The following is a 21,969-nucleotide window of genomic DNA, read 5'->3' on the forward strand; positions in this document are numbered from 1 at the left end:
CAGTGGATAATCGTGAAACGTTAATTGAAGTACGCAATCTAAAAAAGTTCTTTACCATTGGTGACAATACTCTGAAAGCTGTGAATGATATCTCGTTTGAAATTAAACGTGGAGAAACATTGGGCGTAGTAGGAGAGTCAGGCTGTGGAAAGTCCACTGCTGGTCGTACGCTTTTGCGTTTGTATGATGCGACTGGGGGGGACGTCCTCTTTGAAGGAAAGAGCATCATGGATTTGAACCATCAGGAAATGAAGGCTATGCGTCGCAACATGCAGATGATTTTCCAAGATCCGTACGCGTCCTTGAATCCGCGTATGACAGTTGGGGATATCATTGGCGAGGCGCTGGATATTCATGGTCTGGCAACTGGTCAGAAGCGCAAAGAGCGCATTCAAGAGCTCCTTTCTTTGGTTAGCTTGAACCCTGAGCATATGAACCGTTTCCCGCACGAGTTTTCAGGCGGTCAGCGTCAACGTATCGGAATTGCCCGTGCATTGGCTGTTGAGCCAAAATTCATCGTTTGTGACGAGCCGATCTCTGCTTTGGACGTATCCGTTCAGGCGCAGGTTGTCAACCTGCTGGAGCAGCTGCAAGAAAAAATGGGCTTGACCTATATGTTCATTGCCCATGACCTGTCCATGGTTAAGTACATTTCCGACCGTGTAGCGGTTATGTACCTTGGAAAAATGGTTGAGTTGGCTGAAAGTGATGCTTTGTATGAGAAACCGCTCCATCCGTATACGCAAGCGCTGTTGTCTGCGATTCCGATTCCAGACCCAGAAATTGAGCGTAACCGTGAGCGTATCGTACTGCAAGGCGATGTACCTAGCCCAATGAATCCACCAAGTGGTTGCCATTTCCGTACGCGTTGCCCAAAAGCGATGCCAGAGTGCGCAGCATCCGTACCGGAATGGAAAGAAGTAGAGCCAGGTCACTTTGCCGCTTGTCATTTGTATAACTAAATCAACTACAAATAACGAGTTCCGAGGCTTCTCGTGCAGCCCGGAACTCGTTTCCTTTCATATGAGAGGTTTCGCCTCTGAAAAAAACGGGTACTTATACCCATAAGAAGTTTTTTCAGGGGCATTTTTTCGGATTTTTTACACTGGAAAATTGTAGGAGAGAAAAAGGGGGCAAGTAGCATGAGTAAATTTTTGTCGCCACGATGGAAAAAGAAGGAGGCACTATCGAATCTCATACAAAAAGTAAATCTAACTAGCCAAGTAGCAACGGAGAAGCTTAAAGGATCTCTGGCAACAAAAATGATTGTGTTTGGTCTAATCCTTGTACTTATTATTATCGGTTCTTTGCAATACATAGCCCTTTCTTTTTCGAAATCAACGTTGTTCAGCATTACCTCTAACCAAGCGAAAATGCTTGCTGACCAGCATGCGAATAGCATGGAAGATGACTTAAAGGCGATTGTAAATTCCACCAAATCGGCGGCAACAAAACGGGTGATGATGACTGACCTGCAGCCACTTATCATGGAGCAGTTTACATTATTGCGCCAAGCACATAAAGAAGTATCCAGAATCTATTTGATCGACACGGCTAGCGGGAAATCCCTGTATTCCTTGACCGGGACGAATGAGATTGACTTCAAGCAAAAGCAATACTTCCAAAGAGCGCTAACCACGAAATCCTTGGTCATTTCTGATGAAGAAATCGTTGAAGGCAGCAACAAGAGTTTTCTTTATATTGCGACACCCATTGGGGAAAAGACCGATGATACGAGCCGGTTGTTCGTTGTTGGCTTTACAATTGACCAAATGATTCAAAAGATTCCTGAGATCTCTTTCATGGAAAATGGCTATGCGTTTGTTGTTCGACAAGATGGTTTGGTTGTCGCCCATCAAAATCCAAATAACAACAACAAGCTCGTGCTGGCAGGGGACAAAGATTATGAAGAGATGCTGTCCCTGATGAAGCATGAGACAAGCAACAGCTTATTGTACTCCGATCATGGTATCGATTCGTTCGCAGCTTTTGCACCGATGCCGATGTTGAAATGGAATGTCGTTTTGTCCACGGGAACCGACGAGGTGTATGGTGAAGTGGATGGAATGTGGCTGTACTTCGTGCTCTTTAGCATACCGATCATTGCACTCTCGGTATGGGCGATCTGGTGGTTTGCGAAGCGGATTCGCCTGTCCCTGTTCGCAATCGCCAGGGATATGGATCAAATCGGGGCCGGACATTTTGATATCAAGGTTCAAGTAAACGGCAACGATGAACTGGCTATGGTGGGTCGCAAAATGAACGATATGGCGGCAGAACTTCGCAAGCTGATCGCACTCGTACAGGGACAAGCTACGCAACTGAATGTAGCAACAGATGAGCTGACGCTGTTTGCTGAAGAAAACAAGGGCGCCATTAGCGTCATCACTGAAAATATTTCAACGATCGCACAGCGCGTCTCAACACAGACAAGTGAAGTACAAGCAACGGCCAATACGGTTTCGGAAATTTCCGAAGGTGTTGAACAGGTGGCTGTAGCTGCAGAATCTACATCCGTTGCAACAACTCGTACGTTTGAGAGAGCGCAAGGCGGAATGGAATTAGTGGAGAACGTAATCAATACAGTACGACGCGCGACAAGCGAGGTAGAACGTACCGCTGGGCAAATGCACAGCCTTCGTGAGCGGGCTCGGGAAATTACGAGTATCGTCGAAATGATTACGAGCATTGCATCGCAGACGAACTTGTTGGCATTGAACGCAGCTATCGAAGCTGCACGTGCTGGAGATGCTGGCCGAGGCTTCTCGGTTGTAGCCAGCGAGGTTCGCAAGCTCGCAGAAGAAAGCAGCTCGTTCTCGGAGCGGATTGCTTCGATTGCCCATTCGATCAATGATGAGGCGATGGACATGAGCAAGCATATGGATGAGATCGTAACGATGGTGAGTGGTGGTCTACAGTCCGTAGAATCTGTGGGTAGCGCTTTCCAAAACATCGTAGCAGAGATTCAATCCGCTGCTGAGCAAAGTGAATCGATGACCGCGACTTCCGAAGAGATGGCGGCGGGTAATCAGGTTGTAACGAATTCCATGCAGCGTCTTGCTACCATGTCAGATGAAATTAGTGATTCCATCGCAGGTGTCGTGGAGACAGTCGATGAACAATTGAATTCGATCGCACGCATTAATGAAAACGTGGAGCAATTGAAAAAAATGGCGGATGAGCTAACCCAAAATGTGAGCCGTTTCGTCATCTAAGAGAGAGTCCCTTCTGCTAATAGTGGAAGGGATTTTTTCGTGAAGCCGGATGTGTTCAGAGAAGATAATCTTGCTCTTTTGTGTGAATATTTTCCTTTCGTGATGGTGAGAATAAAACCATGAATGGAGGGAAGAGACTGCTATGAAACGGAATGGATACCTCGCTCTATGCTTCGTCATGTGCTTGACCATCTTTTCTCCGCTGGCTGTTGCCAAAGGAAAGGCTGGACAGCAGAATGGTGACAATCATTTTGCCCCGCAAGCGTCATCCGCTGTAATGATCGAAGCGGATACGGGAACGGTCTTGTATGAAAAGAACGCAAATGAAAAGATGCCACCCGCCAGCATCACTAAAGTAATGACCATGCTTTTGATCATGGAAGCGGTGGAGCGGGGAGAGCTTAAGCTTACCGATAAGGTTCGAACAAGTGAGAGAGCAGCTTCGATGGGCGGCTCGCAAATTTTTCTACAGCCAGGCGAAGAAATGACTGTAGAGGACATGATCAAAGGGATTGCGATTGCTTCAGGAAATGATGCATCGGTAGCGATGGCTGAGCATTTGGCAGGCACAGAAGAGAGCTTTGTCGCGCGAATGAATGAACGGGCGCAGCAGCTCGGTATGAAAAATACGCATTTTGTCAACTCCAATGGACTTCCTGCGGCCAATCATTACTCATCAGCAGCAGACATCGCGATCATGTCGAGAGAGTTGTTAAAGCACGAAGGTATTACGAAGTTCACCGGAACGTACCAAGACTATTTGCGTAAAGATACTGCTAGTCCCTTCTGGCTGGTGAATACGAACAAGCTGGTACGTTTTTATGAAGGCGTAGATGGTCTGAAAACAGGATACACAGGAGAAGCAAAATACTGTTTAACGGCGACGGCCAAACGAAACAATATGCGTGTCATTGCTGTGGTCATGGGTGAACCGGATGTGAAAACGCGTAACAATGAGGTTTCTACCATGTTTAATTACGCATTTACTCACTTTCAAGTGATGCCGATGTACAAAAAAGGAGAATCCGTGCAATCACTTACAGTGGATAAAGGTCAGAAGCCACAGATCAATGCGGTCACACCATATGCCGTCAGTCTTTTGATGAAAAAAGGAGAATCCGCAGATACGTTCCAGAAGGAAATCGTACTTCATCCTGCTATCAATGCTCCTGTAGCAAAGGATCAAGTAATCGGCCATATATTTATCCGCACGAAAGATGGCAGGGAAGTAAATCGAATCGACCTGTTCCCAGAGAATCAGGTAGATAGAGCCAGCATGTGGGAGATTCTAAAGCGAACCACCAAGAACGTTTTGATTAGTTACTGACTGACAGCATGAGCGCGAAAAGAATCGAGTTGCCCCGAATGCAATGGCGCGGCTGCTCGATTTTTTTGTTCTTTTGTCGGCTGGCAGGAATTGGTTTCGTCTTCGAAGAAAGAGAGTTTCTATCAAGGGAGAAGGAGTGAGTCAGCCATGAGTTTACGTGTTGCGATGGAGACACGCCAAGACGTGCTGGTGATCCGTTTGCAGGGGGAGCTGGACCATCATACGGCAGAGGAGCTGCGGAAGAAGGCAGATGATCTTTTACGTACCCCTGCTATTCGTCATATTGTACTGAGTCTGGCCGATTTGACGTTTATGGACAGCTCTGGTATTGGAGTTATTTTGGGAAGATACAAGCAGATTTCTGCCCGATCCGGAGAGATGTACGTCTGCTCGATCAATCCTACGATCTATCGAATATTTGAGATGTCCGGGTTATTCAAGGTGATCAAGTTTCGCGAAAACGAAGCGGATGCTTTGCATGTTCTGGGGGTGGCGTAATGATGGTACAGCGTAACTTTATGTCGGTTTCGTTTGCAGCGTTGAGCCAAAATGAAGCATTCGCACGTGTAGCGGTAGCAGCCTTCATTTCGCAACTCGATATTACGATGGACGAACTAGAAGAGATCAAAACCGTTATATCCGAGGCAGTGACGAATGCAATTATTCACGGCTATGACGAGAATCCAGAGGGTGTGGTACATATCTCTGTGCGAATTCAAGAGGACAGCATTGATCTGATTGTAGAAGACAATGGCCGGGGAATAGAGGATGTGGAGCAAGCTATGCAGCCTCTCTATACGACGAAACCGGAGCTGGAGCGTTCCGGAATGGGCTTTACCATTATGGAGAATTTCATGGATTCTTTGGAAGTGGCGACGGTTGTAGGTAAAGGGACCACCGTCCGTCTCACCAAACGCCTGGCGTTTGCCAAAGCCTTGCAAAATTAGGGGTAGTGCCAATGGGTGCCGATATCAAAAATGCGAGTCAACCATTTCTGACCAATGACCAAGTAAAAGAGCTAATCGCCAAAAGTCAAGCTGGAGATACTGAGGCGCGCGAGCTTCTTGTAAACAGCAATATTCGGCTGGTCTGGTCCGTCGTCCAGCGCTTTATCAACCGTGGATATGAAGCGGATGATTTGTTTCAGATCGGTTGTATTGGCCTTTTAAAAGCCGTAGACAAATTTGATCTCTCCTATGATGTTCGATTCTCAACTTATGCAGTGCCGATGATTATTGGAGAAATTCAACGCTTCTTACGCGATGACGGCACTGTCAAGGTAAGTCGATCACTCAAAGAAACAGCAAATAAGGTACGACGTACAAAGGATGAACTGTACAAGCAATTCGGTCGCGCACCCACGATTGCTGAGGTTGCGGATGCCGTGGGAATTACACCAGAAGAAGTCGTGTTTGCGCAGGAAGCGAACCGGGCACCTTCTTCCATCCATGAAACAGTCTTCGAAAATGACGGGGACCCCATCACATTGATTGACCAAATCGCAGATGAAGGGGTCAACAAATGGTTTGAAAAAATTGCACTCAAGGATGCGATCAGTCGCTTGAGCGAGCGGGAACAGCTCATTGTCTACTTGCGCTACTACAAGGATCAGACACAGTCAGAAGTAGCGGAGAGGCTGGGGATCTCGCAAGTGCAGGTTTCGCGTCTGGAAAAACGCATTTTGCAAACCATCAAAGAGCAAATTGAGCATTAGCGGGTAAAACACTCCGGTCACTACGTGGCTGGAGTGTTTTTTTGCATGGCTTTTGTGGCTCGGCACATACTAGCGAATAATCAGGTATGTGATGGAAGGAGAGGATCCCATGAAAGACGCGTTGTTTCTGCGCCTGCGTAAGCGATTGGCCGTACAGCCACAAGCCATGATCATGCTTGGGGACATTTGCCAGCTTTACTGGGATGGAGAGCGCGAGGAAGCGTTAAATCGAATGCCGATTTACCAGACAAAGCCCACGGATGGCAATCTGATCATTATCGATATCATGCAGGTGATTAAGAGGCTGCGCTCTGTGTACCCCGATTTGGAGCTGGACGTCCAGGGTGCCCCACAAATTATTGTCGAAGTACTGAATCCGCGAAAGAAATCGAATCCGATTCTGGTGGTGATGGTTTGGCTTCTTTTGTTTATTGGCTCCGGATTGGCAATCATGAATTTCCATACAGATGTCAGCATGATGCAAGTTCACGAACGGATTTATTACCTGATAACTGGTGAAAAAAGTCACCAACCTTTGTGGTTGCAAATTCCTTACTCCATTGGGATCGGCATGGGGATGATTCTGTTTTTTAACCATATCTTCAAGAAAAAAATCAACGAGGAACCCAGTCCGTTAGAAGTCGAATTGTTTATGTACCAACAAAGTCTGGATCAATATTACATACAAAATGAAAACAAGGAAAACCAACGGACGAAGACATGAGCGTCATCAAGTACATGCTACTGATTTTGATTGGGCTGGGTGGCGGTCTTGCCGTAGGTAGCGGTCTCGTCGCGTTTATCACCGTGCTGGACATCATTCCAAGGTTGACGCAACTAACGAATGCGCATCGGTATATTCGTTCTCTGGAATGGGCTTTGGTGGCTGGAGCGCTTTTTTTTACGTTGATTGATTTTTTTCATTGGGGTGTTCGATTACCGGTCGTCGTCTCTTCGATTTATGGCCTTTTTGCAGGAATATTTGTAGGGACACTCGCCGCAGGGTTGACCGAGGTATTGAATGTTTTCCCCATTTTAGCAAAGAGAATCCACATGGACGGCAGTCTTCTCTTTCTATTGATGGCAGTGGTTTTCGGAAAAGTGACGGGCTCCTTGCTGCAATGGCTGCTTCGTCTGTGAAATGGTAAATACCACTATTCATAGGCATCTTTAGAAAAAGGAAGGATATAGGAAGAAAGCTTACAAAGGGAGTGAAAGTGCATGGCAACCAAATCAAAAACCAAATCCAAATCACTCGGATCCATGCAGATGACAAAGCAACTGTATCAGCAGCAGGCTTCCAAATTCCAGCCCAAACGGAATGTTCTGCTTAACTCGTTTCGTGCGTTTTGGGTGGGAGGGACCATTTGTCTGCTGGGTCAGGCCATTCAAAACATGTATATTACCTTCTTCGGATTTACGGAGAAAACGGCAAGTAATCCGACCGTTGCGACGCTCATCTTTTTATCTGTATTGCTGACAGGTTTAGGTGTGTATGACAATATCGGGCAGTATGCCGGAGCAGGATCGGCCGTGCCTGTTACAGGCTTTGCCAACTCGATAGCTTCTGCTGCCATCGAACATCGGAGCGAAGGGTTTGTGCTTGGAGTTGGGGGAAATATGTTTAAGCTCGCTGGTGCGGTGATTGTATTTGGGGTTGTTGCTGCTTTCATCGCCGGAATTTTAAAGAGCCTGATCAACATGTTTTTCTAAGGGAGGGGGCTGGCGGTGTCTAACAATCAACCAGTGAAACGAGTGAATCGGCAAACCTGGCACTTCGATCAAAATGTTCGTCTGCAAAGCTCGGCAGTCGCTGTAGGGCCAAAAGAAGGAGAGGGACCGCTCGCACACTTGTTTGATATGATCCACGACGATATGTATGCCGGGCAACAGACGTGGGAAGACGCGGAACGGCAGTTGATGGAAGATGCAGTCAACACCTTGCTGCAAAAGGCAGGTATCACTGGCAAGGATGTCGATATCATTCTCGCTGGTGATCTGTTGAATCAGAACATCACCACGAACTTTACAGCCGAGAAGCTGGCGATTCCTCTGCTCGGTATGTACGGAGCCTGCTCTACCTCAATGCTCACACTGGCCAATGCCGCTGCTTTGGTAAACGCAGGCTATGCAAACAAGGCGATCGCTGCCTGCAGTAGCCACAATGCCACAGCAGAAAGACAGTATCGTTATCCCACCGAATACGGAGGTCAGAAACCGCCAAGCGCTCAGTGGACTGTTACAGGAGCTGGTGCGGGATTGGTCGGAATCGGGGGCAATGGGCCGCGGATTACGTATGCGACGATGGGAAAAGTAGTGGACATGGGGATCAAAGACCCGTTTGACATGGGGACGGCCATGGCTCCTGCAGCAGTCTCGACGATCCAGACACATTTTCAGGATACCGGACGATCTCCACAGTCCTATGATTTGATCGTGACTGGTGATCTGGCTTCTGTCGGGTACCCCATTTTGAAGGAGCTTCTGTTGACAGAAGGATACGATATGGATCAGGTCTACAATGATTGCGGGCTCATGATTTACTCCCCCGATCAAGATGTATTTGCAGGTGCGAGTGGTTGTGCCAGCAGCGCAGTGGTCACGTATAGCTACATTTTGGACCAGCTCAACCGTGGTTTGCTGAAAAACGTGTTGGTCTGTGCCACAGGAGCATTATTAAGCCCGGTAAGTTATCAGCAGGGCAATTCGATACCGTGTATCGCACATGCGGTTGCACTTGAAGGAGGTAACTAATGGAATACCTGATAGCTTTTGTCGTAGGGGGACTGGTTTGTGTAGTCGGTCAGCTCCTCCTGGATGTTGGCAAGCTAACTCCTGCTCACGTTATGAGCACGTTGGTTGTGGCAGGGGTGGTTCTCGATTTTATGGGAGTGTATGACAAGTTTATTGATTTTGCAGGAGCAGGCGCCACTGTTCCGATCACGAGCTTTGGACATTCTTTGTATCATGGGGCTATCAGCGAGGCAGAACAAAATGGCTTGATCGGTGTAGTAACAGGAATATTTGAAGTCACGAGTGCCGGAATATCAGCCGCAATTGCATTCGGTTTTTTTGCCTCTCTTGTCTTCAAGCCCAAAGGGTGAGCACAGGCAGTAAAAGGCGGTGACCAAGCATGGACACACAGCGACGAAAAGTTATTTTGGTGACAGACGGAGATCATATCGCCCAAAAAGTCATTGAGAATGTCGCCAAGGAATTTGGTGGTCGATGCATTTCGCTGTCTGCCGGCAATCCGACTCCATTACGAGGGAGTCAGATGGTCGAGCTGATTAAAATGACACCCTATGATCCAGTCATCGTCATGTTTGATGATAATGGCGATTATGGCAAGGGAAGAGGCGAGCGAGCCATTGAATACGTGGTGAAGCATCCAGACATCGAAGTAATTGGTGCGATCGCTGTCGCTTCGAATACACGATGGGTCAAAGGAGCCACAGTCGCTTATTCCGTGGACAACCAAGGGCAAGTTGTAGACGAAGCAGTGGACAAGGACGGGTACGCGGACGAGCAGCTTCAGCATCATATTTATGGGGATACCGTAGATATTTTGAATGACCTGCATGTACCGAATGTCATTGGTATTGGAGATATTGGAAAGATGGAAGGCAGGGATAGCTTGCAAAACGGTTGTCCCATCACCAAAAGAGCGGTGCAATGGATAATGGAAAGGAGCGGCTCTCATGGCACAGGTCACGGAAAAACGACACCCCATCTCGACTTATCTTGAAGAGAATCAGGAGTATTTGAACGACAGACTTGGTGTTGGAAAGAGCTTTGATATCGGCGTCCATGATTTTTATGTGGGCCATACACGAATGCTGTTGTATTACATAAACGGATTCGCGGAAAGCTTACTCATTTCGCAGATCATGCGCGAGCTGAATGATGTACGTGAACGGGATTTAGCGGAAGACGCTTTCGACCAATTGTTCCACAAACTTATTCCTTTCTTCCAGCTCAGTAAGGTGGAAACGACAGACGAATTTATGGATAAATTGCTCGTCGGTCAAGTAGGACTCATCATTGACCGATCCTGCCACGCGATTATTCTGGATGCCAAAATACTCCCGAATCGTACACCACAGGAGCCTGATACGGAGCGAATCGTTCGGGGGGCACATGACGGCTTTACAGAAGTTCTCGTGACCAATACGGCTCTAACGCGGCGAAGGATTCGGGACGAACGGCTCCGCTTTGAAATTATGCAAGTTGGTGAACGCACCAAAACAGATGTCGCAGTCGCCTATTTGAAGGATGTCGCGAATGAAGAGTTGGTCAACACCTTAAAGGAGCGTCTGCAAAACATCCAGATTGACGGGATACCGATGGCGGAAAAAACCGTCGAAGAATTCATCATTGGGAAGACGATGAATCCATTCCCGTTAGTACGATATACAGAGCGCCCCGATGTGGCGGCTGTACATTTATTGGAAGGTCATGTACTGATTTACGTAGATACCTCACCGAGTGTCATGATCACACCAGCGACTTATTTTCATCATGTACAGCATGCAGAAGAATATCGGCAAACACCGGTAATCGGTGCCTATCTGCGATGGGTTCGTTTTTTGGGTATCATTTCTTCGGTTTTTGTCTTACCGATCTGGTTGCTCTTGGTTATGAATCCTTCCATGATACCTGAACCGCTTCACTTCCTTGGGATTAAAAAGATGGGCAGCATTCCTATTTTGGCACAATTTGTGATAGCTGAAGTCGGGCTGGACTTGATGCGGATGGCCGCCATCCATACGCCCGCGCCACTCTCGATTGCTGTGGGCCTGTTGGCAGCCATTCTGGTAGGGGATGTGGCGATCAAGGTAGGACTCCTCGCGCCGGAGGTTATCTTGTATTTGGCAGTGGCGGCAATTGGGATGTATGCGACTCCCAGCTATGAATTGAGCTTGGCCAATCGACTGATACGCTTGTTCTTGATTCTCATGGTTGGTTTTTTCTCAACACCAGGGCTGATGATTGGGCTTACACTCGTCCTCGTTTACTTGGCTTCCACTCGTTCGCTCAATACGCCTTACTTATGGCCATTCATTCCCTTTAACTACAAAGGGATGAAGGATATTGTGATAAGGCTGGCTGTACCAAGTAAAAATAACAGGCCAAGTATCGTTCGCGCACAAAACTCCTCTCGGCAATAATATTCTGAAAACGGAGCGCTTCACCCATTGTCAAACGCACATGCTTGTAGTAAATTGTAGGAAAGCCTTACGAACTAATGTTTATGTATGGCAACTGACGCTATTTGTCGGTTGCCTTTCTGTATAAAAGGTTGTTCAAAAATAAGCGGTATCTATTTGAGTCGGTGCGAATGATTGGGGAGGAAATGAAGCATGTACTTACACGGGACAAGTCGAGTGAATGAACAAGGAAACCTGGAAATCGGGGGCTGTGATACGACCCAGCTTGCTACTACTTACGGAACACCTTTATATGTGTACGACGAGATGCAAATTCGCACCAAATGCAGAGAGTTTGTAAATGCATTCAACAATACGGGCTTTACCTTCCAGGTAGCTTACGCGAGCAAAGCTTTTTGCACGATGGCAATGTGCAAACTAGTCGAAGAGGAAGGCTTGTCACTCGACGTCGTATCTGGTGGCGAATTGTATACAGCCCTGCAAGCAGGATTTCCGGTAGAGCGTATCCATTTTCATGGCAACAACAAATCTTATGATGAGATTATCATGGCCCTTGATGCCAAAATTGGCTGTTTTGTAGTGGATAACTTTTATGAGCTACACATTCTGGCGCAATTAGCGGAGGAGCGCAACGAAAAAATCTCTGTTCTCTTGCGTGTCACACCAGGTGTAGAAGCTCATACACATGAATACATTTCGACAGGGCAAATCGACTCCAAGTTTGGTTTTGACGTACAAAACGGGCAGGCGCTCGAAGCCATTCAGTTCTCCCATGAAAGCAATCATCTGCACTTATTAGGAGTTCATAGCCACATCGGCTCACAAATTTTCGAAACAGAAGGTTTTCTCGTCGCTGTCAAACGGTTGACAGAGCTGTTGGGCGAAGCAAAAGGAAAGCTTGGTTTCCTGCCGGAGGTATTGAACGTCGGTGGTGGCTTCGGTATTCGGTATGTAGAAGGCGATACACCACAGCCGGCGGAAACATACATCAAAGCCATTACGGATATCGTTCGTCAAGAGCTCACTGCGCATGAGATTCCGTTGCCTGAAATTTGGATCGAGCCAGGCCGCAGTATTGTGGGGGATGCGGGTACTACCTTGTACCGTATCGGATCGCAAAAGAACATTCCTCATGTACGAAAATACATCGCTGTCGATGGTGGAATGACAGACAACCTGCGACCAGCTTTGTATGATGCCCAATACGAAGCGGCGATCGCCAACAAAATGAATGCGCCTGCGACAGACGTCGTATCCATTGCAGGAAAGTGCTGCGAGTCGGGTGACATGCTCATCTGGGATGTGAAGCTGCCAGAAGCGGCTGCTGGCGATATTCTCGCGGTTCCAAGCACCGGGGCATACGGTTACTCGATGGCGAACAACTACAATCGGATCGCTCGTCCCGCTGTTGTGTTTGTAAAGGACGGAGAAGCAGAAGTAGTCGTGAGACGCGAAACCTACGCAGAAGTAGTCGGACACGATGTTTTGCCAAAACGCGCGCAGCTTACGCGATAATCTTCATAAAACACTCACAAACCTTCCCGGTAGATTGGGAAGGTTTTGTATTTCCTTCATCTGCCATTCATGATTGCTTAATGTTTGCCTGTCATAATGGAAAGGTGAGGGGGAGCGATTCATCATGTTGTCGACTCTTATAAAGCGGTTTCGACGAATACCCTTTTTCTCATTGGACAAGCGCCAATGGATGAAGGCGATGATTCGGCAAGAAGTAGAGAGGGACAATAAAGTAGTCATGTTTTACATAGATATCGTCAAGCTGACAGAGGTAGAGCAACGCTATGGCGATACGAGTGCCAAGAGAGTCCTTCATATATTTGAAAGCATTTTACCAAGTGTAGCTCGTCAAGCCTTTGAAATTAAGGGAAGAATCATTGCTATTCAAAAGCTATGGGGTGACGATTTTGCCATCTACGCTTCCTTTTCAAATATGATGAGCGATGAAGACTGTCAGATGCTATCGATTCATTTTCAAGAGCTTGCCGAACGACAGTTAAATCACCAGGTGAGCTTCGTTAATCGCGAGGAGCTTCGTGTACATATTGGCTACGCACAGATCGTCGGACAAGATATCGTGAAAGAAATGTATACCTCTGTCAAGCATGCCGTTCATATGGCCAAGTACGGAATCACTTCCGAAAAATATGCACACATCAGGCAATTTCACAAGCTGCTTGCAGAAGAAAACGTTCATATGCATTTTATGCCGATCATTCATTTGCCAAATGGCGAGGCGCTGGGATGGGAGGCACTGGCGAGAGGGCCTGCTAATAGTCTTTTTGCAACGCCAGCTGCCTTGTTCAGTTATGCACAAGAGACGGATACCGTATTTCGCTTGGAGCATATTTGTCGCAAGCGCGCATTAGAACATGTACGGTACCTGAAGCCGCATGAGAAATTATTTATCAATTTAGACCCGCGGGCGATTGATGATCCTTTCCTGCTCCGTGGGAAAGTCCAAGCGTTGCTTGCGGAGTATGAGCTGACTCCACAAAACATCGTTTTTGAAATCACAGAGCGGCATGCGATTACAAATTACGCAGCCTTCCGTAAAATTATTGAGGAATACCGTAAGCAGGGCTATATGATTGCAGTTGATGATGCGGGAGCAGGATATTCCAGCTTGGAATCCATTACCGAAATATACCCGGACTTTATAAAGCTGGACATGTCATTGATCCGCAATATTGACGTTGATCCGATTAAGCAAGCGCTGCTGGAGACGTTTGTTTCCTTCGCGAATAAAGTGAACTGCAAAATCATTGCTGAAGGGATCGAGACGGTACGTGAGCTGGAAACGCTCATGGAGGTAGGGGTCGTCTATGGACAAGGCTACTATCTCGGGAAGCCGGACAAAGGGATGGCGCAGCTTTGTGGAACAGCGATGAACTTCCTAAGATTCATGACGGAAAAACGGATAGAGAAAGAAACTGAGCCAATGCTGTCCACTCCAGCCATGACGGAAATTTTGGCGAAGACGATCAGTGTAGAAAAGCATGTGAAAGTACGACGCATCCATGAAATATTCGAGCAAAACCAGCGGATTGAAAGTGTGGTAGTGCTGGAGAACGGCGAACCAATTGGACTTGTGATGCGTTTTTCTTTGTATCAAATTCTCGGGGGACAGTACGGAATTGCGTTGTATTATGAGAGGCCTGTTTCTCAAGTGATGAATACCAACCCGCTTAAAGCAACCAAAGATGACAAGCTGGATGAGGTCGCGAAGCGTGCAATGGCGAGAGATGCTTACCACCTGTATGATGTCGTCATCATTATTGACGAGCATGGGGAGTACATCGGTATCGTCACGGTGCAGAAGCTGCTTGATAAAATGGCTTCTATCAAACTGGAAATGGCGAGTTCTGCCAATCCGTTAACAGGATTGCCAGGGAATGTGCAGATCGAAAGGGAATTAAATCAGCGCTTGAAACAAAGCGATCATCACGTGGTCATTTATTGTGATCTCGACCGCTTCAAGTGGTTCAATGATCGATATGGATTCGAAGTAGGTGATCAGATTATCGTTCGAACAGCGAGCTTGTTACGGGAAGCCTCGAAATGGTATGGAAGTGGTTCAGACTTCATCGGCCATATTGGCGGAGATGATTTTATCCTCATTACATCAGCACAATGTGCAAATGATGTTGCGCTGTTTATCATGGATGCCTTTACACCGTACTTCTCGGACATCTATGAGAAGCGCAGAATGGGGGACGGACAAGAACTCTCCATGTCGATGGCGGGTGTCTTCCTTTATGCAGGGAAATACACAAGTGCAGAACAAGTCGCAGAGAAAGCGGCGTATGTGAAAATGTTGGCAAAGGCGCAGACAGGGACTGTGTTTATCACCGACTGTGAGCTGCCTCACGACAAGCAGGCGAGCATCGAGGGATAAATTGGACGTCAACCGTTCTCCATGGTAGAATGGGTACGTTAACTTTACAAGGTATGGAGGCTCAACATATGAAAAAAGCGCTCATCACCATGGAAAATGGTAACCAAATCGAGCTGGAGCTCTTCGATCAAGAAGCTCCGGGAACAGTAGGGAACTTTGAGAAATTGGCTAACGAAGGCTTCTACAATGGCTTGTCCTTCCACCGTGTTATCCCTGGCTTCGTAGCACAAGGCGGTTGCCCTTACGGAACAGGTACAGGTGGCCCTGGCTACACAATCAAATGTGAAACAAAAGGAAACCCACACAAGCATCTGCGCGGTTACTTGTCCATGGCACACGCAGGAAAAGACACAGGCGGAAGCCAATTCTTCATCTTGTACGATTCTTTCCCTCACCTCGATGGCGTACATACAGTATTTGGTCGCGTCACTTCCGGTATGGAACACGTTGATGCAATCAAACAAGGCGATAAAATGGGAACAGTAAAAGTAGGATAATAGATGTTTAAAGAACACCGATGAGGGAAACCTTGTCGGTGTTTTTTCGTAGGTATACCTAGCGGATCAAGATTGAATGGGGTTGTAAGCCTATCTATCTGCTGGTATGCTAGAGAATAGACGACTTTTTGAATCGCATGACTAGGAGGAAGCAATGGATCTTTTTCACTTTGATTGGAAAACGGTACCGTTTCGCATGATTGCGTTCGTCATCGCTTTCACTTTACATGAATGGGCGCATGCCTTTGTCGCTTGGAAGCTGGGTGACAACACGGCTAAATCGGAAGGCCGTTTAACATTAAATCCAATTCCGCATATCGATCCGTTCGGTTTGATACTCATTTTGTTCGGTCCATTTGGTTGGGCCAAGCCCGTGCCAATTAATCCGCTGCATTTTCGCGGGAATAAGCGCTTAGGGATTGTTTACGTATCAGTGGCAGGTCCGATCATCAACCTTATTCTCGCTATATTGTTTTGTATCGTATACTTTATTGTCCGGGATTCCGGTGTATTGGCGGGTATGAATGAAAAAGCTGCATTCGCGATTACCGCAACATTGGTATTTAGTGTAACAATCAATACGGCGCTTTTCATTTTCAACCTTTTGCCTATTCCTCCATTGGACGGTTACAAGATTATGCGATTTTTATCTCCGCGCAGCTGGGATGGAAAGTTTTACAATTTAGAGGTCTATGGTCCATGGGTGTTACTTTTACTGATTTTCATCCCAGGTGTGAGAGATGTAATTTTTGGAGTTCCTCTTGGTATTATACTCAACTGGGTAGAAATGATATCATTTAACATCGCGAACGTGTTCAATTAACGGAAACGAGGGACGACTTTTGGCTTACAGCATCAAACTTGATTCCTTTGAGGGACCACTCGATCTGTTGCTCCATCTGATCGACAAGGCAGAGGTGGACATCTACGACATACCGGTAGCGGAAATTACGGAGCAATACCTCGCGACGATTGACAAGATGCAAGAGCTCCAACTAGATGTGGCCAGCGAGTTCGTAGTCATGGCGGCTACGCTGCTCTCTATTAAAAGCAAGATGCTGTTACCAAAAAAGGAGGAGCATGTTTTTCAGCAGTTCCTCGATATGGAAGTAGACGAGATCGACCCGCGCGAAGAGCTGGTTGCACGTCTGTTGGAGTACAAGCGCTACAAGATGCTCGCAGAACAGCTGCGAGAAATGGAAATAGGACGTAACCAAGTATTTACGCGTCCTGCTGAAAATTTGTCCCCTTATGTGCGTGAGGAAGATCACACAGTGACGAATGTGTCCCTCTACGATTTGATCAACGCCCTGGAAAAGCTGGTGAAGAAAACGAAAGAAAAAGAACCGATGACCAAGGTGTCACGCGACGAAATCTCCATCAAGGATCGGATGCAGGAGATACGCCAAGTCGTGCGCGGTGGTGGGACGGTTCGGTTTTCTGAGTTGTTTACCCAAGGGGCGACACGCACGGAAATTGTGACGACCTTTCTCGCTTTGCTAGAGCTCATGAAGGCAAAACACATTACATGTGTGCAAAATCAATTGTTTCAAGATATCATCATATGCGAAAACGGAACGGAAGGAGCCCACACCGATGGACTATGACAAGCTGAAAGGCGTAATCGAGGGCTTGCTGTTCATCTCGGGCGATGAAGGGATCGATGCCAAGGAAATCAGTGAAATCACTGAGGTATCGGAAGAAGAGGTCATTGACTTGATCGAAGACATGAAAGCTGACTTCCGCCGGGCTGGCCGAGGTATTCAAATCGTGGAAGTGGCAAAAGCGTATCAACTGACCACTTTGCCCGAGCACGTGCCCTATTTCGAACGACTAGCTACATCGCCGGGACAGTCAACATTATCCCAAGCAGCATTGGAGACGCTCGCCATTGTTGCCTATAAGCAGCCCTTGACCCGTTCGGAGATAGAAGAAATCCGTGGGGTCAAATGTGAAAAAGCATTAAACACTCTCCTGTCAAAACAGCTGATTCGTGAGGCAGGGAGAGCAGAGGGGATTGGTCGCCCCATTTTGTACGCAACGACCAAAGACTTTTTGGAGCATTTTGGCTTGCGGGAACTGGGGGATTTGCCAGAACCGCCCGTCAATCTCGACATCGAAGAAGCGCGACTGGAAGCATCAGCGCTATTCGGAAAAGCAGAAGAACCGACAAACGACTAGTTACAGCTCGGACAGTTTTTCGTACTATCATACGACTCGTCCCCATATACTATGGTACAAACCTGTGTATCGTGGTATAACGACGGCTTTTCTCTTGCCTTATAGGCAATGGCGAGCCCAAGTTTTCAAATGGGGAGGACGTTTATGAACATACGAAAATTTCTGTCCGGCGTACTCGTCGTTTTTCTTTTTATACAGCTGTTACTTACGCCGGCAGCTGAAGTACATGCTGCTGCTGCTCCACCAAGCTTGTCAGCTGAAGGTGCAGCACTGATCGATGTGGAGAGTGGAAGGATTCTTTATTCCAAAAATGGAACGAAAAAAATGAGGATTGCGAGCCTGACGAAAACCATGACAGCCATCGTGGCGATTGAGATGGGCAAACTGGATGCAGAGGTAAAAGTACCGCCAGAAGCGGTAGGCGTGGAAGGATCATCGATCTACTTGAAAAATGGGGAGAAGCTCAAGCTTGAAGAACTACTTTACGGTTTGATGCTGCGATCTGGCAATGACGCAGCAGTGACCATTGCGACGCATATCGGTGGATCCGTGCAAGGCTTTACTTATTTGATGAATGAAAAGGCCGCGATGATTGGGATGGAGCATACGAATTTCACGAATCCGCACGGCTTAGATGACAGTAATCAGCATTACTCCACGCCAGAAGATATGGCGAAGCTGTCCGCCTATGCCCTACATAATCCAGTATTTCGTCAAATCGTCTCAACAAAAGTCAAGGATATTTCATGGGAAGGCGAAGAGTGGGACAGACGTCTGCTTAACAAAAACAAGATGCTTCACCTGTACAACGGAGCCGATGGCGTAAAAACAGGATACACCAAGCTGGCAAAGCGCTGCCTGGCTTCCTCCGCCACACGGGATGGCAGACAGCTGGCGACGATTACGCTGAATGCTTCTGATGACTGGAATGACTCCGCCAAGCTGATGGATTGGGGCTTCACGAATTTTCCACTAAAGGAGCTAGTGAGTAAAGGGCAGGAAGTACAGCCAGATACGCCTGTCACGATGGAAGCAGGTGCCCATCTTGTGACGACAAACGCATTTCAGTATCCGCTGCAAAATGCAGAGGAAGAGACGATCCAGAAGCGTGTTGTCATGGGAGAATCAACCGTAACACCGAAGATGAATGGTCAACTGGCGGGGTTTCTTCAACTGTATTTAAAAGAAAAAATGATTGGGCAGGTTCCATTGCTAGTCAGTGTGGATGCGCCGACTGGAGCAGCTCCTCAAGTGTCTCGCTCGGTGTGGCAGCAGTTCTGGGACATTGTGTCAGGGGGGCTGTGGAGTGCTTAATGTCATCTGGCTCGGTCTCATTGTCATTAGTATTGTCGTTGCCGCGATCACAGGGCGAATGGAAGCGATCAATGCTGCAGCTTTTGAGGGAGCCAAGACGGGCGTAACGGTTTGTCTCGGGCTCCTCAGTGTTCTCGCATTTTGGATGGGAATCATGCGAATTGCCGAAAAGTCTGGACTGCTTGAACTATTGGCACGTGTTTTGTCTCCAATCATTCAGGTACTCTTTCCCGATGTTCCAAAAGGTCATCCTGCTATGGGGTACATCCTCTCGAATATGAGTGCGAATCTACTCGGGCTAGGTAATGCCGCAACTCCGATGGGACTAAAAGCCATGGAAGAACTCCAAAAGCTGAATCCAGACAAGCAGAACGCTTCGACGGCCATGTGTACATTGCTGGCAATCAATACGGCGAGTATCACCATAATTCCGACGACGATGATCGCGATTCGCATGCAGTATGGTTCCGTGAATCCTGTAGAGATCGTAGGGACCACGCTGTTATCTTCCTTTGCTGCGACGATCGTAGCCTTGCTTATTGATCGCATGTATCGTTATCGGTATATTCGAAGACATAGATAGGGGGAGTCCTTATGTACCAATGGGTATCCCTGCTCTCTCTTTGGGCCATTCCCGTTACGATTGCCTTTGTCTTGCTGTATGGGTGGCGTAAGCAAGTCCCCGTTTACGAGACGTTTGTAGACGGTGCGAAAGGCGGTTTAACCACTACCATTCGTGTGCTACCGCACTTGATCGCCATGATGGTTGCGGTCAGTATGTTTCGGGAGTCAGGGGCATTGGAGCTATTGCTTCGCGCCCTCAAACCGCTTCTAGACCTGCTGCATTTTCCGGAAGAGCTGGTTCCATTGGCTTTGCTTCGTCCGTTGACGGGAACAGGCTCACTCGCGATCGCAACGGATTTGATTGCGCAATACGGGCCAGATTCTTTTTTGGGAAGACTGGCTGCCACCATGCAAGGTAGCACAGATACGACACTGTATGTCCTCACCGTTTATTTTGGCGCAGTTGGCATTCGCAATTCGGCTTATGCATTAAAGGTTGGCCTTTGGTCTGACTTGGCTGGTGTCATCTTTTCTTTAATCATTGTCTCCTATGTTTTCGGTTGATGAGCGCAAATAGAGTTGCTAACTGAAACTTCCTCATGGATATGGGGAAGTTTTTCCCTTTTTCTTGTCCACACTAGTAAGAATGGGTATGATGTTGTAGAGGTGAACCAACGATGGAACGTTTACAAAAAGTATTGGCGCATGCTGGAGTCGCCTCTCGTCGCCATTGTGAAGAATTAATTGCGCAAGGCAAGGTGCAGGTAAATGGCCAGATAGTACGAGAGCAGGGGATAAAAGTTGATCCTCTCACGGACAAGATTGTGGTGAATGGACAGCAGGTAGCGCTGGAGCAGCATGTATATCTGCTGCTGTATAAGCCGACAGGCGTGATTACTAGCGTCACAGACCCGCGTGGAAGACGGGTGGTTATCGATCTATTGAAGGGGATTAAAGAACGCGTATATCCGGTAGGTCGCCTGGATTACGATACTTCCGGCTTACTGCTCTTAACGAACGACGGGGAGCTAGCCAACAAGCTGGCACATCCTAGCTACGAGATCGATAAAGTGTACCGGGCATGGGTAAAAGGTATCCCGAGTCAGGAAAAGGTCCACAAGCTCGCAACGGGCATTCGGTTGGAGGATGGCATGACTTCTCCTGGTCAATCCAGATTGCTGAAGACTGATTCTAGCAGCCAAAAGGCATTGGTAGAACTGACGATACACGAAGGGCGAAACCGTCAAGTGCGCAGAATGTGTGATGCGATCGGCCACCCGGTTTTGACATTGGAGAGAATCCGCTTGGGGCATCTCACATTAGATGGGCTTAAGCCGGGCGAATATCGCAAGCTCACAGGTGAGGAAGTAGAGAGCTTGAAGCGGGGATTGGTTCAAAATAAACGCAGCCCGCGGCCCAAACATTGATTCGTTCAAAATCTGTTCATAAGTTGTGCGCTGGCGGAAAAACTAGGAACGCTATAATAGAATGGGAAAAGGATGCAAATTATTAGCAGTAGATGGGAGTATGGGCTTCATGAACAAAAGCAATCGTACATATGTCAGGATCGCAGTACTGGGTCTTTTGCTTGTAGCTCTGGTCTTTGCACTCTATTCCAGCTTCGTGAAAGATCCGGGTGCTGTGAAAGTAGGCAGTGATGCTCCGAATTTCAGCTTGGAGCAACTGAATGGACCAGAGGTGACCCTGGAAGATTTGAAAGGCAAGGGTGTTATTCTCAATTTCTGGGGCACTTGGTGTGAGCCCTGTAAAGAAGAAATGCCGGCCTTGCAAGAGCAATACACGAAGTTCAAGGACAAGGGACTGGTTGTACTCGGTGTCAATATCGGAGAGTCGCCTGTTGCGGTGGAACCATTCGTGAAGCAGTTCGGGATTGATTTCCCTATTTTGCTCGATCGCCAATCGCAAATTACAAAGCTGTATCGGATCGGTCCGATTCCTACGACCTTTTTCATCGACCCAGATGGAGAAGTGCAAGAGATTTTTATCGGACAGTTAGATGAAGCAATGATTGAGTCGAAAGTTACAAAAATCTTGCCGTAAGTGAGGAGCAAT

At 47.4% G+C, this 21,969-nt stretch carries 24 protein-coding genes; all 24 read left to right on the top strand.

Annotated features, from left to right (window positions below; all coding sequences use genetic code 11):
- Window positions 1-2: 2 nt before the first annotated feature.
- The 24 genes from AB1L17_RS05350 (at window position 3) to resA (ending at window position 21,957) form a co-directional block, all read left to right on the top strand.
- The gene (locus AB1L17_RS05350) at window positions 3-962 is read left to right on the top strand and encodes an ABC transporter ATP-binding protein (RefSeq protein ID WP_412843591.1); all 960 of its coding nucleotides are present in this window, start codon (window positions 3-5) and stop codon (window positions 960-962) included.
- A 180-nt stretch (window positions 963-1,142) separates the two neighbouring features.
- On the top strand, window positions 1,143-3,215 hold the full coding sequence (locus tag AB1L17_RS05355; protein ID WP_412843592.1) for a methyl-accepting chemotaxis protein: 2,073 nt from the start codon (window positions 1,143-1,145) through the stop codon (window positions 3,213-3,215).
- A gap of 142 nt (window positions 3,216-3,357) precedes the next feature.
- Window positions 3,358-4,542, top strand: a complete 1,185-nt coding sequence (locus AB1L17_RS05360; RefSeq protein ID WP_412843593.1) for a D-alanyl-D-alanine carboxypeptidase family protein — start codon at window positions 3,358-3,360, stop codon at window positions 4,540-4,542.
- 147 nt (window positions 4,543-4,689) lie between these two features.
- Window positions 4,690-5,040 carry an anti-sigma F factor antagonist gene (gene spoIIAA / locus AB1L17_RS05365; protein ID WP_412843594.1) on the top strand — a complete coding sequence of 117 codons (351 nt, stop codon included), beginning with the start codon at window positions 4,690-4,692 and terminating at the stop codon, window positions 5,038-5,040.
- Entirely contained in the window at window positions 5,040-5,489 is a 450-nt protein-coding gene (gene spoIIAB / locus AB1L17_RS05370; protein ID WP_412843595.1) for an anti-sigma F factor, read from the top strand. Before spoIIAA ends, spoIIAB begins: the two co-directional genes overlap by 1 nt.
- Window positions 5,490-5,500: 11 nt before the next feature.
- Complete coding sequence (sigF, locus tag AB1L17_RS05375; RefSeq protein WP_007724105.1) at window positions 5,501-6,256, top strand: RNA polymerase sporulation sigma factor SigF; 756 nt, start codon at window positions 5,501-5,503, stop codon at window positions 6,254-6,256.
- 109 nt (window positions 6,257-6,365) lie between these two features.
- On the top strand, window positions 6,366-6,980 hold the full coding sequence (locus tag AB1L17_RS05380; RefSeq protein WP_412843596.1) for a stage V sporulation protein AA: 615 nt from the start codon (window positions 6,366-6,368) through the stop codon (window positions 6,978-6,980).
- Window positions 6,977-7,396: a stage V sporulation protein AB gene (locus AB1L17_RS05385; protein WP_412843597.1), complete on the top strand. Its 420-nt coding sequence runs from the start codon at window positions 6,977-6,979 to the stop codon at window positions 7,394-7,396. The genes AB1L17_RS05380 and AB1L17_RS05385 overlap by 4 nt, the downstream gene beginning before the upstream one ends.
- Window positions 7,397-7,477: 81 nt before the next feature.
- Window positions 7,478-7,969 (top strand): stage V sporulation protein AC, encoded by a 492-nt coding sequence (gene spoVAC / locus AB1L17_RS05390; protein ID WP_412843598.1) that lies wholly within the window; start codon window positions 7,478-7,480, stop codon window positions 7,967-7,969.
- A 15-nt stretch (window positions 7,970-7,984) separates the two neighbouring features.
- On the top strand, window positions 7,985-9,010 hold the full coding sequence (gene spoVAD, locus AB1L17_RS05395) for a stage V sporulation protein AD (RefSeq protein WP_412843599.1): 1,026 nt from the start codon (window positions 7,985-7,987) through the stop codon (window positions 9,008-9,010).
- Window positions 9,010-9,360, top strand: coding sequence for a stage V sporulation protein AE (gene spoVAE / locus AB1L17_RS05400; RefSeq protein ID WP_412843600.1), 351 nt, complete (start codon window positions 9,010-9,012; stop codon window positions 9,358-9,360). Before spoVAD ends, spoVAE begins: the two co-directional genes overlap by 1 nt.
- 29 nt (window positions 9,361-9,389) lie before the next feature.
- A complete protein-coding gene (spoVAEA, locus tag AB1L17_RS05405) occupies window positions 9,390-10,004 on the top strand; it encodes a stage V sporulation protein SpoVABEA (protein ID WP_412843601.1) in 615 nt (204 codons plus the stop codon).
- Entirely contained in the window at window positions 9,958-11,427 is a 1,470-nt protein-coding gene (locus AB1L17_RS05410; RefSeq protein ID WP_412843602.1) for a spore germination protein, read from the top strand. The genes spoVAEA and AB1L17_RS05410 overlap by 47 nt, the downstream gene beginning before the upstream one ends.
- Before the next feature lie 192 nt (window positions 11,428-11,619).
- Window positions 11,620-12,942, top strand: a complete 1,323-nt coding sequence (lysA, locus tag AB1L17_RS05415; RefSeq protein WP_412843603.1) for a diaminopimelate decarboxylase — start codon at window positions 11,620-11,622, stop codon at window positions 12,940-12,942.
- Between the two features lie 124 nt (window positions 12,943-13,066).
- Entirely contained in the window at window positions 13,067-15,340 is a 2,274-nt protein-coding gene (locus AB1L17_RS05420; RefSeq protein ID WP_412843604.1) for a GGDEF domain-containing protein, read from the top strand.
- A gap of 68 nt (window positions 15,341-15,408) precedes the next feature.
- Window positions 15,409-15,837, top strand: a complete 429-nt coding sequence (locus AB1L17_RS05425) for a peptidylprolyl isomerase (protein WP_412843605.1) — start codon at window positions 15,409-15,411, stop codon at window positions 15,835-15,837.
- A gap of 154 nt (window positions 15,838-15,991) precedes the next feature.
- On the top strand, window positions 15,992-16,660 hold the full coding sequence (locus AB1L17_RS05430; RefSeq protein ID WP_412843606.1) for a site-2 protease family protein: 669 nt from the start codon (window positions 15,992-15,994) through the stop codon (window positions 16,658-16,660).
- A gap of 19 nt (window positions 16,661-16,679) precedes the next feature.
- Complete coding sequence (locus AB1L17_RS05435) at window positions 16,680-17,444, top strand: segregation/condensation protein A (RefSeq protein WP_412843607.1); 765 nt, start codon at window positions 16,680-16,682, stop codon at window positions 17,442-17,444.
- Window positions 17,434-18,018, top strand: a complete 585-nt coding sequence (gene scpB, locus AB1L17_RS05440; protein ID WP_412843608.1) for an SMC-Scp complex subunit ScpB — start codon at window positions 17,434-17,436, stop codon at window positions 18,016-18,018. Before AB1L17_RS05435 ends, scpB begins: the two co-directional genes overlap by 11 nt.
- A 144-nt stretch (window positions 18,019-18,162) precedes the next feature.
- Window positions 18,163-19,332: a D-alanyl-D-alanine carboxypeptidase family protein gene (locus tag AB1L17_RS05445; protein WP_412843609.1), complete on the top strand. Its 1,170-nt coding sequence runs from the start codon at window positions 18,163-18,165 to the stop codon at window positions 19,330-19,332.
- The gene (locus AB1L17_RS05450; protein WP_412843610.1) at window positions 19,325-19,915 is read left to right on the top strand and encodes a nucleoside recognition domain-containing protein; all 591 of its coding nucleotides are present in this window, start codon (window positions 19,325-19,327) and stop codon (window positions 19,913-19,915) included. Before AB1L17_RS05445 ends, AB1L17_RS05450 begins: the two co-directional genes overlap by 8 nt.
- Window positions 19,916-19,926: 11 nt before the next feature.
- Entirely contained in the window at window positions 19,927-20,460 is a 534-nt protein-coding gene (locus AB1L17_RS05455; RefSeq protein WP_412843611.1) for a spore maturation protein, read from the top strand.
- A 113-nt stretch (window positions 20,461-20,573) separates the two neighbouring features.
- Window positions 20,574-21,323, top strand: a complete 750-nt coding sequence (locus AB1L17_RS05460; protein WP_412843612.1) for a pseudouridine synthase — start codon at window positions 20,574-20,576, stop codon at window positions 21,321-21,323.
- Window positions 21,324-21,432: 109 nt separating this feature from the next.
- A complete protein-coding gene (gene resA / locus AB1L17_RS05465; RefSeq protein ID WP_412843613.1) occupies window positions 21,433-21,957 on the top strand; it encodes a thiol-disulfide oxidoreductase ResA in 525 nt (174 codons plus the stop codon).
- Window positions 21,958-21,969 lie beyond the last annotated feature (12 nt).

It is taken from the genome of Brevibacillus jepli (assembly GCF_047229145.1).
GTDB lineage: Bacteria > Bacillota > Bacilli > Brevibacillales > Brevibacillaceae > Brevibacillus.

Coding starts and splice junctions, on each gene's coding strand:
- AB1L17_RS05355 (WP_412843592.1), top strand. CDS start 1,143: ATGAGTAAATTTTTGTCGCCACGATGGAAAAAGAAGGAGGCACTATCG.
- AB1L17_RS05420 (WP_412843604.1), top strand. CDS start 13,067: ATGTTGTCGACTCTTATAAAGCGGTTTCGACGAATACCCTTTTTCTCA.
- lysA (WP_412843603.1), top strand. CDS start 11,620: ATGTACTTACACGGGACAAGTCGAGTGAATGAACAAGGAAACCTGGAA.
- spoIIAA (WP_412843594.1), top strand. CDS start 4,690: ATGAGTTTACGTGTTGCGATGGAGACACGCCAAGACGTGCTGGTGATC.
- spoVAC (WP_412843598.1), top strand. CDS start 7,478: ATGGCAACCAAATCAAAAACCAAATCCAAATCACTCGGATCCATGCAG.
- AB1L17_RS05425 (WP_412843605.1), top strand. CDS start 15,409: ATGAAAAAAGCGCTCATCACCATGGAAAATGGTAACCAAATCGAGCTG.
- sigF (WP_007724105.1), top strand. CDS start 5,501: ATGGGTGCCGATATCAAAAATGCGAGTCAACCATTTCTGACCAATGAC.
- AB1L17_RS05460 (WP_412843612.1), top strand. CDS start 20,574: ATGGAACGTTTACAAAAAGTATTGGCGCATGCTGGAGTCGCCTCTCGT.
- AB1L17_RS05455 (WP_412843611.1), top strand. CDS start 19,927: ATGTACCAATGGGTATCCCTGCTCTCTCTTTGGGCCATTCCCGTTACG.
- AB1L17_RS05445 (WP_412843609.1), top strand. CDS start 18,163: ATGAACATACGAAAATTTCTGTCCGGCGTACTCGTCGTTTTTCTTTTT.
- resA (WP_412843613.1), top strand. CDS start 21,433: ATGAACAAAAGCAATCGTACATATGTCAGGATCGCAGTACTGGGTCTT.
- spoVAEA (WP_412843601.1), top strand. CDS start 9,390: ATGGACACACAGCGACGAAAAGTTATTTTGGTGACAGACGGAGATCAT.
- AB1L17_RS05380 (WP_412843596.1), top strand. CDS start 6,366: ATGAAAGACGCGTTGTTTCTGCGCCTGCGTAAGCGATTGGCCGTACAG.
- AB1L17_RS05385 (WP_412843597.1), top strand. CDS start 6,977: ATGAGCGTCATCAAGTACATGCTACTGATTTTGATTGGGCTGGGTGGC.
- spoIIAB (WP_412843595.1), top strand. CDS start 5,040: ATGATGGTACAGCGTAACTTTATGTCGGTTTCGTTTGCAGCGTTGAGC.
- scpB (WP_412843608.1), top strand. CDS start 17,434: ATGGACTATGACAAGCTGAAAGGCGTAATCGAGGGCTTGCTGTTCATC.
- spoVAE (WP_412843600.1), top strand. CDS start 9,010: ATGGAATACCTGATAGCTTTTGTCGTAGGGGGACTGGTTTGTGTAGTC.
- AB1L17_RS05410 (WP_412843602.1), top strand. CDS start 9,958: ATGGCACAGGTCACGGAAAAACGACACCCCATCTCGACTTATCTTGAA.
- AB1L17_RS05430 (WP_412843606.1), top strand. CDS start 15,992: ATGGATCTTTTTCACTTTGATTGGAAAACGGTACCGTTTCGCATGATT.
- AB1L17_RS05360 (WP_412843593.1), top strand. CDS start 3,358: ATGAAACGGAATGGATACCTCGCTCTATGCTTCGTCATGTGCTTGACC.